Origin of the sequence: Micromonospora sp. CA-248212 (assembly GCF_050948405.1) — a bacterium.
Classification (GTDB): Bacteria; Actinomycetota; Actinomycetes; order Mycobacteriales; family Micromonosporaceae; genus Micromonospora.
In genome coordinates, this window is the sequence record NZ_CP192023.1 from 815,963 (window position 1) to 831,378 (window position 15,416).

The following is a 15,416-nucleotide window of genomic DNA, read 5'->3' on the forward strand; positions in this document are numbered from 1 at the left end:
AAGCGCCCCTTGAGGGCGCTGGGTCCACGTCAGGTCACCCTCGGTCAACGGCCGGAGGATAGTCCTCGGCCCGGCCGGAATCGGTCGGAAATCCGACCCAAGTTGACCCGTTGTGCCGGTGGCGCGCGGTGGTTAAGCTCTTCATGCGCGCCCCAATCGCCCGCTTCCCCCGTGGCAGGCGATCGGGGCGCGCGTCTTTGTCTGGAACGTCTTTGTCTGGAACTTCTTTGTCTGGAACTTCGCAGGCAAGCATCGGGCCCGCACGCGTCACGCGTGCGGGCCCGATGTCCTTCGCGCTGTGCGGCGCGTCGCCTGCCGGTGCTTATATCCAGCGACCGTCGAGCCACATCCGGGCCAGCCAGTCCGAGTACGGGATCAGTTTGCCCACGAAGATCGGGTAGAAGTAGGCGAAGCACAGCCCCACCAGCAGCACGTACGCCCCGGCCGCGATGCTGCCCACCAACCGTCGTTCGTAGCCGGCGTCGCCGGGCACCAGGGTTTTCGTCTCACCCACGTCACCCCCGGCCGGGGCGATCAACGCGCCCAGCACGTACACCACGGCGAGTACCAGGAAGGGCAGCGCCGGGGCCGCGTAGAACGAGAACATCGTCCGGCCGTCGAGGGCGAACCAGAACCAGGGCAGCAGACCCGCGGCCACGGTGAGCAGGATCGCGCCGGCCCGCCAGTCCCGACGGGCGATGCCCAACCAGACGAGCGCCACCAGAGCGGGCAGGAACGACCACCACAGCAGCGGAGTGCCCAGCAGCAGGATCTCCGAGGCGCAGGTCGGTGCGCCGCAGGCGCCGTCCCCCGACCAGTGGAAGGCGACCGGGCGGCCGAGCAGCAGCCACTGCCACGGCCACGACTGGTACTTGTGCGGGTCGTCGAGCTGGGCGTGGAAACCGTACGCGGCGCGGTGGTACTCGTAGAGGTTGACCAGCGGGCCGATGACAGGCGTGTCGCTGAGTGACCCCGTCGGGTACGCCGACGACGTCGCCAGCCGGTAGTAGCCGTCGTCGCTCAGCAACCACCCCGACCAGGTCGCCAGGTAGGTGCCGACCATCAGCACCCCCGCCAGCACCAGCCAGGGCACCTCGTCGAGCAGGGTGTCCCGCCAGGGCCGGCGGACGCCGGCCGACCGGCGGAGCCCGACCTCCCAGAGGACCACGAAGAGGGCGAACACCGGCACGAAGTAGAGCGCGCTCCACTTGACCGCGCAGGCGCAGCCGATCAGCACCCCGGCGGCCAGCCGCCACCACGGCCACGTCCGCCAACCGGTCGACGGTCGGCCCGCACGGCCGGGCAGGCTGGGGTCGAGGCCGTCGTCAAGCGCGCGTGCCCAGCGCCGACGCCGGGCGTCCCGGTCGAGCACCAGCGCGCCGAAGGCCGCCAGCACGAAGAACAGCAGGAAGATGTCGAGCAGCGCGGCGCGGGACAGCACCAGGTGGAAACCGTCCAACGCGAGCAGCAGGCCGGCCGCGCAGCCGAGCACCGTCGAGCGGAACAGTCGCCGGCCGATGCGGACCAGCAGCAGCACCGACAGCGTGCCGATCAGGGCCGCCGAGAACCGCCAGCCGAACTCCGGCGCGGCGGTGAACAGGTGCCCGCCGACAGACACCTTCGAATCCGCGTCCTGATAGCCGAAGGCCCACTCGCCGATGCCGATCAGCCACTTGCCCAGTGGCGGATGCACCACGTACGACGGGACGTTGTCCTTATAGTTCCATTCGACGCCCCGGCTGATCAGCCCGTACGCGTCCTTGGCGTAGTACGTTTCGTCGAAGATCTTGCCCTTGGGGCTGGACAGGCCGACGAAGCGCAGGATCGCCGCGATGGCCACCACCACGGCGGTGGCCAGCCACGAGTACGGGTCCATCCGGCTGTCGACGGTGGCGAACCGGCGACGGACCGCGGCGGACGCACCTCCGCTGTCGGCAGGCGGCGTCGCCGCTTCCTGATGGGGGCTGGGCTCGCCGGAAACCTCGACCGTTCCTGCCGGCTCGACGCTCGGGCTCTGCGCTGTCGACGCACTCGTCACCCGGCGATCGTAGGCTGCCAGGGTGTCCTGTGGCGCCCGTCGTCCCTGATACCGGTATCCGCTGTCAATGAAGGAGACGATGTCGTGGGTGAAATGTCCGAAGCTGGACGCCTGATCCTGCTCGGCGCCCCGCTCGGCAACCCCGCCGACGCCTCGGTCCGGTTCCGCGAGGTGCTGGCGAGCGCCGACGTGGTGGCCGCCGAGGACACCCGCCGCCTCACCCGGCTGGCCCGCGACCTCGACATCACCGTCGGAGGCCGCATCGTCTCCTACTTCGAGGGCAACGAGGAACGGCGTACACCCGAACTCGTCGAGGTCATCCTCGGTGGGTACGCGGTGGCGCTGGTGACCGACGGCGGCATGCCGAGCGTCTCCGACCCGGGATATCGACTGGTCCGGGCCGCGCTGGACGCTGGCGCGCCGGTCACCGTCGCCCCCGGGCCCAGCGCGGTGACCACCGCCCTCGCCGTCTCCGGGCTGCCCTGCGACCGGTTCTGCTTCGAGGGGTTCCTCCCCCGGGCCGGCGGCGCCCGCCGGTCCCGCCTGCGCGCGCTCGCCGCCGAGGAGCGCACCCTCGTCTTCTTCGAGGCGCCGCACCGGATCGGCGCGGCGCTCACCGACCTGGCCTACACGTTCGGCGCGGACCGGCCGGCCGCGCTCTGCCGGGAGCTGACCAAGACGTACGAGGAGGTCCTCCGTCGTCCGCTCGGTGAGCTGGCCCGCTGGGCCGCGGAGACCGAGCCGCGCGGGGAGATCACCCTGGTGGTGGCCGGCGCGCCGGTGACCGCCGCGGAACGCCCCGACGACGAGACCCTGCGCGCCGCGGTCGCCGAGCGGGAGGCCGCCGGACGGTCCCGCCGGGACGCCATCACCGATGTCGCCACCGAGTACGCCCTACGCCGCCGCGAGGTCTACACGATCGTGCACAGCTGACCCGCCGCCGCGCTCACCAGGCGGCGGCCAGGAAGCCGAGGGTGATCAGCGTCGGGCCGGCGAGCGCAGCGGCCACCGCCCACCGGCGGTGTCGCCGGCCGGGCAGCCGGGCCGACCCGGTCCACCGGACGATGCCGGCGGCGCAGCCGAGCACCACCACCAACCCGGGCAGCCAGCGCAGGTGCCGGCTCGCGCCGGTGTCGGCGTACGCGGTGCTGCCGGCCGGTCCGGTCATCCGGGCCCGGTGCGCGGTCCCGGGAGCGCCACCCCCGGCGGGTACGCCGCTGACGCGTACGCCGTGCGCCAGGAACCGTCCCCCGTCCGCCGTGAAGATCCCCCGGCAACGCTGGGTGAGCCCACCGCCGGCACAGGAGTCGATCACCACGGTGCCGTCGCGCGCGTGCCCGACGGCGAGCCAGAACGGTCCCGCGCTGACCCAGGCGAAGAAGGCGGTGACCAGGCTCAACAGCACCAGCACGGTCAATCCGACCAGTGGGTCGGGCGGTACCGCCGTCCGTGCGGTGGCGCGACGACCCGTCGCCGGGGTGCGGGGCCCGGGAGCGGGGTCCTCCCGGACCGGGGTGCCGTCCCAGTGCACCTCCTCGATCGGCGCCCAGAAGGCGCCGCCGTCGTCCGGCGGCTCCGTCCCGTCGGAGCGGTACGCGTCCCGGCCGCGGCTCTGCTGACGGACCGGCACCCGGCGCGGCACCGCGTCCACCGGCGCCCCGGTGGTCGGCTCCACCTCGGCCGTCGCCGCCTGACCCGGTTCGACAGCGGCGGGTGTCGCGCTCCCGGCCGCCGCCGTCTCGGCGGACGAGCCGGCCGGTGGCCGCTCGGCGGATGAGCCGGCCGGTGGCCGCTCTGCGGATGAGCCGGCCGGTGGCCGCTCTGCGGATGAGCCGGCCGGTGGCCGCTCGGCGGCCGGGCCCGGCGGGTGCGGCCGGGCCGGGCTGGGCGTGGGCGCCGTCGGGCTGGGGCGCGCCGGGGTCGGCGTCGGCGGCCGGGGTGGGGCTCGGCCGTGACCCGGCACCGGCGCGTGGCGCGGGACTCGGCGCGGCGCCCGGCTGTGGCACCGGGCTCGGCGCGGGGTCCTGACGGTGGTCGGCGGCCGGGTCGGCGGCGGGCACCGGGCGGGGTTGGGGCGCGACCGCGCCGCCCCGGGACGCCTCGGACGCCCTGCCGGGCTCGTCGTCGGCCGTCGGCCCAATGGGACGCTCGTCATGGTCCCGAGCCGCTCGTCTGCCAGTCACGAGGTTCATTGCACACCGGCAGTGGGGGCCGAACGGGCAGCTGGACCGCGTGTCGGCGACAAATCGGACCAAAGGCCGAGGGGCTCAGCCCGGTCCGTCGACCCGTCACCCCCTATTGGTTCGCGGGCCCGCCGGACGGGTCACTAGGCTTGCTGCTCATGAGTCACGTTCTCGCGGCAGTGGCCTGGCCGTACGCCAACGGCCCCCGCCACATCGGCCACGTCTCCGGTTTCGGCGTTCCCTCCGACGTCTTCGCCCGGTACATGCGGATGGCCGGCCACGACGTGCTCATGGTCTCCGGCACCGACGAGCACGGCACCCCCATCCAGGTGCAGGCCGACGCCGACGGAGTCACCCCGCGCGAACTGGCCGACCGGTACAACAGGGTGATCGTGGAGGACCTGCACGGCCTCGGCCTCTCCTACGACCTGTTCACCCGCACCACCACCCGCAACCACTACGCCGTGGTGCAGGAGTTGTTCGAGGGGATGTACCGCAACGGCTACATCGTGCCCAAGACGACCATGGGCGCGATCTCGCCGTCCACCGGGCGCACCCTGCCCGACCGGTACATCGAGGGCACCTGCCCGATCTGCGGCTACGACAGCGCCCGCGGCGACCAGTGCGACAACTGCGGCAACCAGCTCGACCCGATCGACCTGATCGACCCGAAGTCGCGGATCAACGGCGAGACCCCGAAGTTCGTCGAGACCGAGCACTTCTTCCTGGACCTGCCCGCCCTGGCCGACGTGCTGCGGCAGTGGCTGGACACCCGCCAGGGGTGGCGGCCCAACGTGCTGCGGTTCTCCCGCAACCTGCTCGACGACCTCCAGCCCCGGGCGATCACCCGCGACCTGGAGTGGGGTGTGCCGATCCCGCTCGACGACTGGCGCGACCGCCCCGACAAGCGGATCTACGTCTGGTTCGACGCGGTGATCGGCTACCTGTCGGCCTCGATCGAGTGGGCCCGCCGCTCCGGCGACCCGGAGGCGTGGCGGAAGTGGTGGTCCGCCGACGGCCAGGGGAAGGACTCCCAGTCCTACTACTTCATGGGCAAGGACAACATCGTCTTCCACTCGGTGATCTGGCCGGCGCTGCTCTCCGGCTACTCCGGTGCGGGCTCCCGCGACGGTGAGCCGGGCGAGCTGGGCCGGCTGAACCTGCCCACCGAGGTGGTCTCCAGCGAGTACCTGACCATGGAGGGGCGCAAGTTCTCCTCGTCCCGCAAGGTGGTCATCTACGTCCGGGACTTCCTGGAGCGCTACGACGCCGACGCGCTGCGCTACTTCATCGCCGCCGCCGGCCCGGAGAGTAACGACACCGACTTCACCTGGGCGGAGTTCCTGCGCCGCAACAACGACGAGCTGGTCGCCGGCTGGGGCAACCTGGTCAACCGGTGCGTCTCGATGGCGGCGAAGAACTTCGGGGCCATCCCGCCGGTCGACCCGGCCGGGCTCACGGAGGCCGACGAGGCGCTGCTCGCCGTCGCCCGGACCGGCTTCGACACGGTCGGTGACCTGATTGGCCGGCACCGGCAGAAGCAGGCCATCGGTGAGGCCATGCGGGTGGTCGCCGAGGCGAACAAGTACCTCTCCGAGCAGGCGCCGTGGAAGCTCAAGGCCGAGGCCGACAAGCCCCGCCAGGGCACCATCCTGCACGTCGCCCTCCAGGTGGTCAGCGACGCCAACACGCTGCTCACCCCGTTCCTGCCGCACTCCGCGCAGAAGGTGTACGAGCTGCTCGGCGGCACCGACGTACACGCGCCGATGCCCGTCATCGAGCAGGTCGACGACCTGGACGGGGGTCCGTCGTACCCGGTGCTCACCGGGGACTACACGGTGGGCGCGCGCTGGGAGTCGGTGCCGATCGAGACCGGCCGGCCGCTGACCGCGCCGACGCCGGTGTTCCGCAAGCTCGACCCGTCGATCGTCGACGAGGAACTGGCCCGCCTGGTCGGCTGAGCGTTTGGCGGCACGCGGCGGCACGTCCGGCCGCCGCGTGTCGTCAGAGCGCGTACCGGGTGTCCATGACCTGGTCCTCGGTGACCTCGACGCCCGGCGCCCAGGTCTCGTAGACGCCCCGGTCGTGGCACTGCGCGCCGGTGTTGACCACTGCCTCCGGGTCGGGGTGGCGCAGCCGTAACCGCAGCCAGCCGGCCTCCTCGCGCAGCACCAGGCACGGCACGCCCCGCCAGGTGGCGAACCGGAGCCGGCGGGCCACCGCCTCCACCGGGTAGCGGGCCGCCCGGGTCATCGCCAGCACCCGGAAACCTCCGGGCAGGTCGGCCACCGCCTCGTACTCCGTGTCGCCGTAGCGGCCGACGAGCTGGGTGGAGCGCGGGGCGTCGCCGGTCGGCACGAACTCCTGGTCGGGGGAGAGGCCCGGGACCGCGGCCAGCAGGTGCCGCCACTGCGGGCCGACCATCCGCAACCACGCGCGCTGCTCGGCCTGGTAGCTGTAGAGCACCACCTCCATCCCCTCGGCGGTGTACGCCAGCAGCGTCGCGTTCGCCGGCATCGGCAGGTCGGCGAAGTCCCGGGTCACGAACTCCGGGATGAGCTGGCCGTTGCTCGGCGCGAAACCGGTGCCCAGCACCGAGGGGCCCACCCGGTCCCGGGAGCTGAGCGCGGTCAGGCCCCGGTGCGCCTCGCCCACCGGCACGTCGTAGTCGCCCGGGTCGGCCGCCCGCCAGCGCAGCGCGTACGCCACGTCCGATCCGTCCCGCCCGACGTCCCCGTCGGTGCGCAGCACGGCGGTCGTCGCCGGCGTGCGCAGGTGCGCCACGTCGTGCTCCCGATAGCAGAAGCCGTGCGGCAGCCAGCCCCGCACGTACCCGGCGAGCTGCCGTGCGGAGAGCATCTTCACCATCCGGGTTCCGCGCCGCACCACCGCCGAGGCGCGCACCGCGGCCACCACCGGGTCACCCGCCGCGGACGGCTGCTGGCTGAGCTGGTGTACGTGCGACCAACCGTGCTCCCGGTGCGCCGGCAGCATCAGCGGCGTCTCCGGCTCCTCGGCCGCCTCGACTGCGCCGTGCACCGCGTTCACCTCGGTGACGTGCACGAACCGATGCCACGGCAGGGCGCTGCCCGGTCGGGGCGCCCGTTCGAAGCCGGCCACCTCCTCGGCGCTGAACAGCTCGTACGCGGCGCCCCGGGCGATCTCCTCGGCGGGGTACACGTCCCCGCCGAACGCCACCCGCAGGCCGATCCGCTCGCCGGCCGCGTCGCTCGCGTGAGGTGTGACCGTCATTGCCGCGACGGTAGAGTCGCGCGGCGTAGTCGAGGTGAACGCCGGGTGGCGGGCGGATGGACGACGCCGGTGTGTGATGCTGTCGCTGATGAGCGAGCCGACTGAAACCCGCCGCGAGCGTGCCGCCCGGCGGGCCGGAGAGTTCCCGCCCGCCCCCGAGCCGCTGCCCCGGCCGGTGCTGGACAGCCACACCCACCTGGACATCACCGTCAGTGAGGCCGGCGTACCGGGCGGCGGGCCGTCCGACGACCCGGTCGCCACGGCGATCACGGTGGCCGCCAAGGTGGGCGTGGACCGGCTGGTCCAGGTGGGCGTGGACGTCGCGTCCTCGCGCTGGGGCGCGGACATCGCCGACCGGCATCGGGCCGTGCTGGCCACCGTGGCGCTGCACCCCAACGAGGCGCCCCGGCTGGCGGACCTCGACGAGGCGCTGCGGGAGATCGAGTCGTTGGCCGCCCGCGACCGGGTCCGGGGGATCGGCGAGACCGGGATGGACTTCTTCCGCACCGGCGACGAGGGGCGGGCCGCGCAGGAGGAGAGCTTCCGGGCGCACATCGCCATCGCCAAGCGGTACGGCAAGACGCTCGTCATCCACGACCGGGACGCCCACGCGGACGTGCTGCGAATTCTCGACGACGCGGGCGCACCGGAGACGGTGGTGCTGCACTGCTTCTCCGGCGACGCCGAGTTCGCCCGCGAGTGTGTGCGCCGGGGCTACCTGCTCAGCTTCGCCGGCACCGTCACCTTCGGCAGCGCCACCGCCCTGCGCGAGGCCGCCGCGCTCACACCGCTGGACCAGATCCTGGTGGAGACCGACGCCCCCTACCTCACCCCGACGCCGCACCGGGGCCGGCCGAACGCGTCGTACCTGATCCCGCTGACCGTCCGCGCCCTCGCCGCGACCACCGGCAGCGACCTGGACGAGCTGTGCACGGCCATCTCCGCCAACGGCGACCGGGCCTTCGGCCCGTGGTGAGCCTGCTCGGCCCGGCGGAGATCCGGGAACTCGCCAGCCGGCTCGGCGTCGCGCCCACCAAGAAGCTGGGCCAGAACTTCGTGCACGACCCGAACACCGTCCGGCGGATCGTCACCGCCGCCGGCCTGACGCCCGACGATGTGGCGCTGGAGGTCGGCCCCGGCCTCGGCTCGCTCACCCTGGGACTGCTGCCGGTCGCCGGGCATGTGCACGCCGTGGAGATCGATCCCACGCTCGCGGTCGCGCTACCGGAGACCGCCGCGCGGCACGCCGGAGCGGACGCCGACCGACTCACCGTGCACCGCGCCGACGCGCTGCGCGTCACCGCCGCCGAGCTGGGCGGTCCGCCGCCGACGGCGCTGGTCGCGAACCTGCCGTACAACGTCGCCGTGCCCGTGGTGCTGCACCTGCTCGCCGAGCTGCCCAGCCTGCGGCACGGTCTGGTGATGGTGCAGAAGGAGGTCGCCGACCGGCTCGTCGCCGGTCCCGGCTCCAAGGTGTACGGCATCCCGTCGGTCAAGCTCGCCTGGTACGCCGACGCCCGCAGCGCCGGGCGGGTGCCGCCGAACGTGTTCTGGCCGGTCCCCAACGTCGACTCCGGTCTGGTCGCCTTCACCTGTCACGAGCCGCCCCGACCCGACGTACCCCGGAAGCGGGTCTTCGCCGTGGTGGACGCGGCGTTCGCGCAACGCCGCAAGACCCTGCGCGCGGCGCTCGCCGGCTGGGCCGGCGGCCCGGACCGGGCCGTGGCCGCCCTCACCGCCGCCGGCGTCGACCCGGGCGCCCGCGGCGAGTCGCTGACCGTGGAGCAGTTCGCGGCCATCGCCGCGTCGGCTCCGGCCGGTACGCCGGCCGCGAAGTAGGCTGGCGCCGTGCCCGCCCAGGACGCCGAGGAGCTGATCGTGGCCAAGCCGTTCGACATCCGCCTGCGCGTGCGGGACCTCGCCCCGTGACCGAGGCCTGGCGACCGGACGACGAGGACGAGCGGCGCGGGGCCATCGGCCCGGTACGGGTGCGGGTGCCCGCGAAGGTCAACCTGCACCTCGGGGTGGGGCCGCTGCGCCGCGACGGTTACCACGAGCTGAACACCGTCTACCACGCGATCTCCATCTACGACGAGCTGACCGCCCGCCGGGGCGACACCCTCGCCCTCACGATGGAGGGCGAGGGCACCGGTGAGCTTGCCCTGGACGACTCCAACCTGGTGATCCGGGCGGCACACGCCCTGGCCGGGTACGCCGGTGTCCTGCCGCACGCCCGTCTGCACCTGCGCAAGCAGATCCCCCTCGCCGGTGGGCTGGCCGGTGGCAGCGCCGACGCGGCCGCCGCGCTGGTGGCCTGCGACACGCTCTGGGGCACCGGGTTGTCCCGCGACGAGCTGGCCGGGATCGCCGCCGACCTCGGCTCGGACGTGCCGTTTCTCGTCTACGGGGGCACCGCGCTGGGCACCGGACGCGGCGAGGCGGTCAGCCCGGTACTGGTCCGGCCGACGTCCTGGCACTGGGTGGTGGCGATCGCCGACGGCGGTCTGTCCACGCCGGCCGCGTACCGTGAGCTGGACCGGCTGCGCGATTCCGGCACCGCCAGCACGCCGCTGGGCAGCACCGACGCCCTGCTCGGCGCGCTGCGCCAGCGCGACCCCCGGGTTCTCGCCCGTACGCTCGGCAACGACCTCCAGGACGCGGCGCTCGCGATGCGCCCCGCCCTGACCGACACCCTGAAGGCCGGCGAGGCTGCCGGCGCGCTCACCGGCATCGTCTCCGGCTCGGGCCCCACCTGCGTCTTCCTCGCCACCGACGCCGCCGACGCCGAACGGATCGCCGCCGAGCTGACCAGCGCCGGCGTGTGCCGGGAGGCGCGGGTCGCACACGGCCCGGTGGCGGGCGCGCGCGTCGTCTGACGGTGCTCCCCGGCCGGCGCGGCCGGCCGGGACGTCCGCGTACCCTTGGGTCAGGCGTCCCGAGGTGCCCGCCGGCACCCGGACGCCTTGATCTTGAAGGGTGGAACGTGGCCAACATCGTCAATCTGGACCGGGTGTCCAAGGGGTACGGCGCCGCCGGGCGGCTGCTCACGGACGTCTCGCTCGGCCTGGACGACGCCGACCGGATCGGTGTGGTCGGCCTCAACGGCGCCGGCAAGTCCACCCTGCTGCGGCTCCTCACCAAGCAGGAGGACCCCGACGACGGTCGGGTCACCCACCGTCGCGACCTGCGCGTGCTCTGGCTGCCGCAGCAGCTCACCCTCGCCCCCGAGGCCACCGTCCGGGACGTGGTGCTCGGCACCGCCTGGCTGGGCGAGGGCATGGGCGCCGAGCACGAGTGGGCCGGCGACGCCGGTGTCCGCAACATCCTGGACGGCCTCGGCATGCCGCACCTCGGCCTCGACCAGCCGGTCGGCCCGATGTCCGGTGGCGAACGGCGGCGGGTGGCGCTCGCCGCGCTGCTCGTGCGCGACTCGGACCTGCTGATCCTCGACGAGCCCACCAACCACCTCGACGTCGGCGGTGTCGACTGGCTGGCCCGGCACCTGGTCGGCCGCAAGGGCGCCCTCGTCGTGGTCACCCACGACCGGTGGTTCCTGGACGCAGTCTGCACCACCACCTGGGAGGTCGCCGACCAGACCGTCCGCGCATACGAGGGTGGCTTCGCCGCCTGGACCCTCGCCCGCGTGGAGCGGGAACGCGTCGCCGCCGCCGTGGAGGCCCGCCGGCAGAACCTGCTCCGTAAGGAGATCGCCTGGCTGCGGCGTGGCCCACCCGCCCGCACCTCCAAGCCGCAGTTCCGCATCGACGCGGCCAACGCGCTGATCGCCGACGTGCCGCCGGCCCGCGACACCATGTCGTTGCAGCGCATGGCCGTCTCCCGCCTCGGAAAGCAGGTGTACGAGCTCACGGACGTCGAGCTGCACGCCGGCCCGAAGGAGATTCTGCGTGACGCCACCTGGCTGATCGGCCCCGGTGACCGGATCGCCATCCTCGGCGCCAACGGCGCCGGTAAGACCACGCTGCTGCGAATGCTCGCCGGCATCACCCGGCCCGACGGCGGCCGCCTCACCACCGGCTCCACTGTCCGCCCGGCGTTCCTGTCCCAGGAACTCGTCGAGCTGCCCGGCCACCTGCGGGTGCTCGAAGCCGTCGAGGAGGTCGCCCGGCGCGTGCAGCTCGGCGACCGTGAGGTCTCCGCCGCACAGCTCGCCGAGGTCTTCGGCTTCGACGACCGCCGGCTCTGGACGCCCGTCAGCGACCTCTCCGGCGGTGAGCGTCGCCGTCTGCAGATGCTGCGGCTGCTCGCCGGCGAGCCCAACGTGCTGCTCTTCGACGAGCCGACGAACGACCTGGACACCGACACCCTGGCCGCGCTCGAAGACCTGCTCGACTCGTGGCCGGGCACGATCATCGTGGCCAGCCACGACCGCTACCTGATCGAACGCGTCACCGACACCGCGTACGGGATGTTCGGCGACGGCCGGCTGGTGCACCTGCCCGGTGGCGTCGACGAGTACCTCGCCCGGACCGCCGAGCGGGCCGGCTCCACCCGGGCGGGCGGCACCCCGACCGCCGCGCCCACCGGCCCGGCCACGAGCGGCATGTCCGCCGCCGAGGTACGCCAGGGCCGCAAGGAGCTCACCCGCCTCGAACGGCAACTCGGCAAGCTCGACCAGCGCGAGGTGACCCTGCTCGGCCAACTCGCCGCCGACGCCACCGACTACGCCCGGGTCGCCGAGCTGGACACCCAGCTCAAGGACCTGCGCGCCGAACGGGAACGGATCGAGGAGAGCTGGATGACGTTGGCCGAGGAGTTGCCCGAGGGCTGACCTGCCCCGGGCACGCCGGCGCGGGGGCCGTGTGCGGCGTCACACCGGCACATGCGGGACAATCATCGGCGACACCTCACCCCACGGCGTTGGAGACCCAGACATGGCGCACACCCCCATCAACCACCCCGCGCGGCCGATCTACCGGGCGATCGGCGGGCTGACCGGTCTGTACCTGGTGGTCTTCGGTGTGCTCGGCATCATCGCGAGCGCCGGCAACGAGGTCCTCGCGCAGGATGACACCCGAGTCCTCGGTCAGGGCACCAACCTCGGCTTCTCGCTGCTCAGCGTGCTGCTCGGGCTCGTCGTCCTGGTCGGCGCCGCGCTCGGCCGCAACATCGACGTGGCGGTCAACCAGTGGCTCGCGTACGCCCTGATGGTGATCGGCCTCGGCGGTCTCGCGTTCATCCGTACCGACGCCAACCTCTTCAACTTCAGCGTCGTCACGGTGATGGTGCTGCTGTCGGCCTCCCTGGTGCTGCTCATGGCCGGCATGTACGGCAAGGTCGGCACGGACGAGGAGGCGGAGGCGTTCCAGAAGGCTCGGCTCGTTCTCTGAGGCTTTCTGCTCGCTTTCGTGGTTGCGGCCGTGGGTTTTCGCCGGAGCCCGAGCTGCTCCGGGCGGTCAGGCTTGATCCCTGCGCAGCTCGGGCTCCGGCGAAAACCTGACCTGGTCCAGCCATTCGGCGGACCGTTCCGGCTTCCTGGTTCTTCGGACAGCCGGGTCTGCCCTGGGTGACAATCCTCCTGAAACGGTCGAACTCAGGTGGATGGGGTCTCGGGTATGCCGCACTTTCCGGTCAACCATCCGGCACGGCCGCTCTACCGGGTGCTCTCCGGGCTGATCGGCGTGTACATCCTGGTCTTCGGCGTCTGGGGGGTGGCCGAGACGATCGGTGACCCGCTCTTCGCCCGCAGCAGCACCTGGGCCCTCGGGCTACGGACCAACCTGGCCTTCTCGCTCGCCTCGGTGGTCTTCGGAGTCGTCTTGATCATCGGGGCGTCCCGGCGCACCAACCTCGGCCACTACATGAACCTCACCGCCGGGGTGGTGTTCCTGGTGACCAGCATCCTGATGATGTCCGTGCTGCAGACCGACGCGAACTTCCTCAACTTCTCGATGTCGACCGTGATCGTGTCGATGCTGTTCGGTCTGATCCTGCTCGGCACCGGCCTCTACGACAAGGTCGGCCCGTCGGAGCACGCCGAGGCGGAGTTGGAACGCCGCAAACACCCGGTGGCAGACGCGCACCGGAGCTGAGACCGGGGTCAGTGCCGGCGGGCGGTGATCAGCGTGGGTTTCGCCTCCAGGTGCGACAACCCGTTCCACGCCATGTTGACCAGGTGCGCCGCCACCGTCTCCTTGCGCGGCTTGCGCACCTCCAGCCACCAGCGGCCGGTCAACGCGACCATGCCCACCAGCGCCTGCGAGTAGAGCTCGGCCAGCTTCGGGTCGTACCCCCGGCTCTTGAACTCGGCGCCGAGGATGTGCTCGACCTGGTGGGCGACGTCGTTCATCACGCTGCTGAAGGTGGCCGTGCCGGACATCAGCGGCGACTCGCGGACCAGCACCCGGAACCCGCTCGTCTCCTCCTCGATGTAGCCCAGCAGGGCCATCGCCGCCTGCTCCAACAACTCCCGCGGATGCCCCGCCGTCAGCGCTGTGGTGATCCGGTCCAGCAGGGCCCGGACCTCCCGGTCGACCACGACCGCGTAGAGCCCTTCCTTGCCGCCGAAGTGCTCGTAGACCACCGGCTTGGAGACCTTGGCGCGGGCCGCCACCTCCTCGATCGAGGTGGCGTCGAAACCGCGCTCGGCGAACAGCTGCCTGCCGATCGCGATCAACTGCTCCCTACGCTGCGCCGCCGACATCCGTACCCGGGAGGTGGACTTGGGTTTCGCCGCCGCGGCCGGTGCCGGCCGCCGGCCGGCCGGCTCGTCAGTCACCTCGGGCATGTCGCCGCCTCGCTGGCGCTCCGTCACGCCCTGCCGTGGAATGGTGTCTCCGCTGTGCCCGTTCACGTCGTCGCCTCACTGGCGGGCGGCCCCGACCGCCCTGCCGTGCCGTGCGACCGTACCCGGATCGGGCGCGGCCCTCGTCCGCCGAGCCGTCCGGTCCCCCCGCGTCGCTCGGTCATCCGGCCATCCTGCCAGGCGACCCGCCGTGGCACCGCCCGGTTTACTGGGGTGCGACCGGCTTCACGAGCTTGGCCGCGAGGCGTTCGGGCTTCGGCCAGCGCACCTGCGACGCCGCGCCGACCTTCTCGAAGAACCAGATCACCCGCGCCGAGATGTCCACCTGACCCCGCAGCACACCGTGCCGCGCGCTGGTCGGGTCGGCGTGGTGCAGGTTGTGCCAGCTCTCACCGAACGACAGGATCGCCAGCGGCCAGAAGTTCGACGCGCGGTCGCCCTGACGCATCGCGAACGGACGCTCGCCGTACACGTGGCAGACCGAGTTGATCGCCCAGGTGACGTGGTGCAGAAGGCCTACCCGGACCAGCCCGGCCCAGAAGAACGCGGTGAGCGCGCCCTGCCACGACCAGGTCACCAGGCCCCCGATCAGCGCCGGGCCGAGCAGCGAGATGACCACCAGCGCGGGGAAGAGCCGGTCCACCCGGCTGATGTCCCGGTCGGCGATCAGGTCCGGAGCGAAACGCTCCCGGTTGGACAGCTCGCGGCGGAACAGCCAGCCCACGTGGGCGTGGAACAGGCCCCGGGTCAGCGCCCAGACGCTCGTGCCGAAACGCCACGGCGAGTGCGGGTCACCCTCCAGATCGGAGAACGCGTGGTGCCGCCGGTGGTCGGCCACCCACTGGATGATCTCGCCCTGCACCGCCAGCGAACCCGCGACCGCCAGGGTCACCCGCAGCCACCGCTTGGCCTTGAACGAGCCGTGCGTGAAGTAGCGGTGGAAACCCACCGTGATGCCGAGCCCGGAGACCACGTACCAGACCAGGCCGATGATCACGTCCGTCCAGCCCAGCCAGCCGCCCCAGGCGACGGGCACGGCGACCAGCAGCGCGACGAAGGGGATCACGACGAACGCCCACAGGGCAGCCAGGATCCCGGAGGACTGGGTGCCGTCGGTGAGCGGTTTCGGGCCGGGGCCGGTGGTGTTGGGTTCGAGCACGGTGGTGGACATGACACCTCG

At 72.6% G+C, this 15,416-nt stretch carries 14 protein-coding genes; 9 read left to right on the plus strand and 5 right to left on the minus strand.

The features are described 5' to 3' along the window. Nucleotides 1-322 precede the first annotated feature (322 nt). Nucleotides 323-1,876, minus strand: coding sequence for a dolichyl-phosphate-mannose--protein mannosyltransferase (locus ACQP03_RS03865; protein ID WP_357124704.1), 1,554 nt, complete (start codon nt 1,874-1,876; stop codon nt 323-325). A gap of 255 nt (nt 1,877-2,131) precedes the next feature. Here ACQP03_RS03865 and rsmI point away from each other — a divergent pair, with 255 nt between their 5' ends. Further along, nucleotides 2,132-2,971, plus strand: coding sequence for a 16S rRNA (cytidine(1402)-2'-O)-methyltransferase (rsmI, locus tag ACQP03_RS03870; RefSeq protein ID WP_396831793.1), 840 nt, complete (start codon nt 2,132-2,134; stop codon nt 2,969-2,971). Nucleotides 2,972-2,984: 13 nt separating this feature from the next. Here rsmI and ACQP03_RS03875 read toward each other — a convergent pair whose 3' ends face one another. Then, nucleotides 2,985-3,713, minus strand: coding sequence for a hypothetical protein (locus ACQP03_RS03875; RefSeq protein WP_433460293.1), 729 nt, complete (start codon nt 3,711-3,713; stop codon nt 2,985-2,987). A 98-nt stretch (nt 3,714-3,811) separates the two neighbouring features. On the opposite strand from ACQP03_RS03875, the gene ACQP03_RS03880 reads away from it, so the two are divergent. Together ACQP03_RS03880 and metG are read left to right on the plus strand one after the other, a co-directional pair. Continuing rightward, a complete protein-coding gene (locus ACQP03_RS03880) occupies nt 3,812-4,066 on the plus strand; it encodes a hypothetical protein (protein WP_433460295.1) in 255 nt (84 codons plus the stop codon). Nucleotides 4,067-4,379: 313 nt separating this feature from the next. After that, nucleotides 4,380-6,182 carry a methionine--tRNA ligase gene (gene metG / locus ACQP03_RS03885; RefSeq protein ID WP_357124537.1) on the plus strand — a complete coding sequence of 601 codons (1,803 nt, stop codon included), beginning with the start codon at nt 4,380-4,382 and terminating at the stop codon, nt 6,180-6,182. 43 nt (nt 6,183-6,225) lie between these two features. Here the strand turns inward: metG and ACQP03_RS03890 are convergent, their stop codons facing one another. Beyond that, complete coding sequence (locus ACQP03_RS03890) at nt 6,226-7,473, minus strand: hypothetical protein (protein WP_357124540.1); 1,248 nt, start codon at nt 7,471-7,473, stop codon at nt 6,226-6,228. A 76-nt stretch (nt 7,474-7,549) separates the two neighbouring features. Between ACQP03_RS03890 and ACQP03_RS03895 the strand changes: the two genes are divergently transcribed. From ACQP03_RS03895 to ACQP03_RS03920, 6 genes are all read left to right on the plus strand, one after another. Next, complete coding sequence (locus ACQP03_RS03895) at nt 7,550-8,449, plus strand: TatD family hydrolase (protein WP_357396394.1); 900 nt, start codon at nt 7,550-7,552, stop codon at nt 8,447-8,449. Beyond that, nucleotides 8,443-9,312 (plus strand): 16S rRNA (adenine(1518)-N(6)/adenine(1519)-N(6))-dimethyltransferase RsmA, encoded by an 870-nt coding sequence (gene rsmA / locus ACQP03_RS03900; protein ID WP_363660071.1) that lies wholly within the window; start codon nt 8,443-8,445, stop codon nt 9,310-9,312. The genes ACQP03_RS03895 and rsmA overlap by 7 nt, the downstream gene beginning before the upstream one ends. A gap of 86 nt (nt 9,313-9,398) precedes the next feature. Continuing rightward, a complete protein-coding gene (locus tag ACQP03_RS03905) occupies nt 9,399-10,349 on the plus strand; it encodes a 4-(cytidine 5'-diphospho)-2-C-methyl-D-erythritol kinase (protein ID WP_357396388.1) in 951 nt (316 codons plus the stop codon). Between the two features lie 107 nt (nt 10,350-10,456). Beyond that, the gene (locus tag ACQP03_RS03910; RefSeq protein WP_357124553.1) at nt 10,457-12,262 is read left to right on the plus strand and encodes an ABC-F family ATP-binding cassette domain-containing protein; all 1,806 of its coding nucleotides are present in this window, start codon (nt 10,457-10,459) and stop codon (nt 12,260-12,262) included. A gap of 103 nt (nt 12,263-12,365) precedes the next feature. After that, the gene (locus tag ACQP03_RS03915; protein WP_357124556.1) at nt 12,366-12,821 is read left to right on the plus strand and encodes a DUF4383 domain-containing protein; all 456 of its coding nucleotides are present in this window, start codon (nt 12,366-12,368) and stop codon (nt 12,819-12,821) included. A 225-nt stretch (nt 12,822-13,046) separates the two neighbouring features. After that, the gene (locus tag ACQP03_RS03920; RefSeq protein WP_357124559.1) at nt 13,047-13,523 is read left to right on the plus strand and encodes a DUF4383 domain-containing protein; all 477 of its coding nucleotides are present in this window, start codon (nt 13,047-13,049) and stop codon (nt 13,521-13,523) included. An 8-nt stretch (nt 13,524-13,531) separates the two neighbouring features. Here the strand turns inward: ACQP03_RS03920 and ACQP03_RS03925 are convergent, their stop codons facing one another. Next, nucleotides 13,532-14,218 carry a TetR/AcrR family transcriptional regulator gene (locus tag ACQP03_RS03925; protein ID WP_357124562.1) on the minus strand — a complete coding sequence of 229 codons (687 nt, stop codon included), beginning with the start codon at nt 14,216-14,218 and terminating at the stop codon, nt 13,532-13,534. 223 nt (nt 14,219-14,441) lie between these two features. Further along, nucleotides 14,442-15,407 (minus strand): acyl-CoA desaturase, encoded by a 966-nt coding sequence (locus ACQP03_RS03930; RefSeq protein ID WP_357124565.1) that lies wholly within the window; start codon nt 15,405-15,407, stop codon nt 14,442-14,444. Nucleotides 15,408-15,416: the final 9 nt, after the last annotated feature.